General features: G+C 56.8%; 1 protein-coding gene and 1 pseudogene. Both read left to right on the top strand.

Annotated features, from left to right (window positions below; translation table 11 throughout):
• Positions 1 to 634, top strand: a 634-nt coding sequence (locus tag BP758_RS11990) for a heterodisulfide reductase-related iron-sulfur binding cluster (RefSeq protein WP_292371117.1), incomplete at its 5' end; no start/stop codon positions are given.
• Positions 635 to 645: 11 nt separating this feature from the next.
• Positions 646 to 1,105, top strand: a pseudogene (locus BP758_RS11985) (disulfide reductase); the annotation flags it as partial.

The raw sequence follows: 1,105 nt of genomic DNA, 5'->3' as shown, positions 1-1,105 counted from the left end.
CAAGCTCAAGCACAACAAGGATCTCAGGGACGGCGTCAACGAAGTCTTAAAAGAGATCGATATGGAGTTCAAGGGCACCATCAACGTCTACCACCTTGCAGAACTCCTGTACAACGACAAGTTCGTCGGCGTCAGCAAGATCCGTGATAGCGTTGTTACCCCGCTGACCGGAGCCCGCATTGCCGTCCACTACGGCTGCCACCTGACCAAGCCCCACAAGGACCGTGAGTTCGAGAAAGGGGTTATGCTCAACACCGAACACCCCGTCTGGATGGAAGAGCTCGTCGCTGCACTCGGTGCAACCCCGGTCGAGTACCGCAACAAGATGCAGTGCTGCGGTGCCGGCGGCGGTGTCCGCGGGTACGATATTGTCCACTCGCTGGATATCACGAACGAGAAGCTTATCAACCTCAAAGAGGTAGGCGTAGACGCCCTGACCGATATCTGTCCGTTCTGCCAGCTCCAGTTCGACCGCGGCCAGATCGAGATCCACGAAAAGTTCGGCGTCGACTATAACCTGCCGGTACTGCACTTTGCCGAGCTTCTCGGCCTTGCACAGGGCATGAGCCCCCAGGAACTCGGGCTTGACCTCCATGCAATCAGCTGCGAACCGTTCCTGCAGAAGGTGCTCTAGAGGTGGTAACGATGGTCGAAAAGAAGAAAACTACTACCAAAAAGACCGAGACCAAGAAGCAGGAGGCAAAAAAAGTGGCTCCCGTAAAACAGGAAGTTAAGGCAGCTCCCGCCCCGGCTGGACAACAGGCGGTCGCAGCACCCGGCGCCACCACCGCGAAGGACGCCCGGATCGGTGTCTTCATCTGCCACTGTGGTACCAACATCGCCGGTTCCATGGATATCCCGGCTGTTGAGGAATACTCAAAGACCATTCCGCACGTGGCCTATGTAGACAACTACAAGTACATGTGCTCGATGCCCGGGCAGACAATCATCCAGAAAGCAGTAAAAGAGCACAACCTGACCGGGGTTGTCGTTGCTGCGTGCACCCCCCGGCTTCACGAGCCGACCTTCAGGACGGCCACCAAGGATGCCGGCTTAAACCCGTTCCGGTTTGAGATGGCAAACATCCGTGACCAGAACTCATGGG

This window comes from Methanoregula sp. UBA64 (genome assembly GCF_002502735.1).
Taxonomy (GTDB): Archaea; Halobacteriota; Methanomicrobia; order Methanomicrobiales; family Methanospirillaceae; genus Methanoregula.
This window is presented reverse-complemented; position numbering and strand designations above follow the sequence as displayed.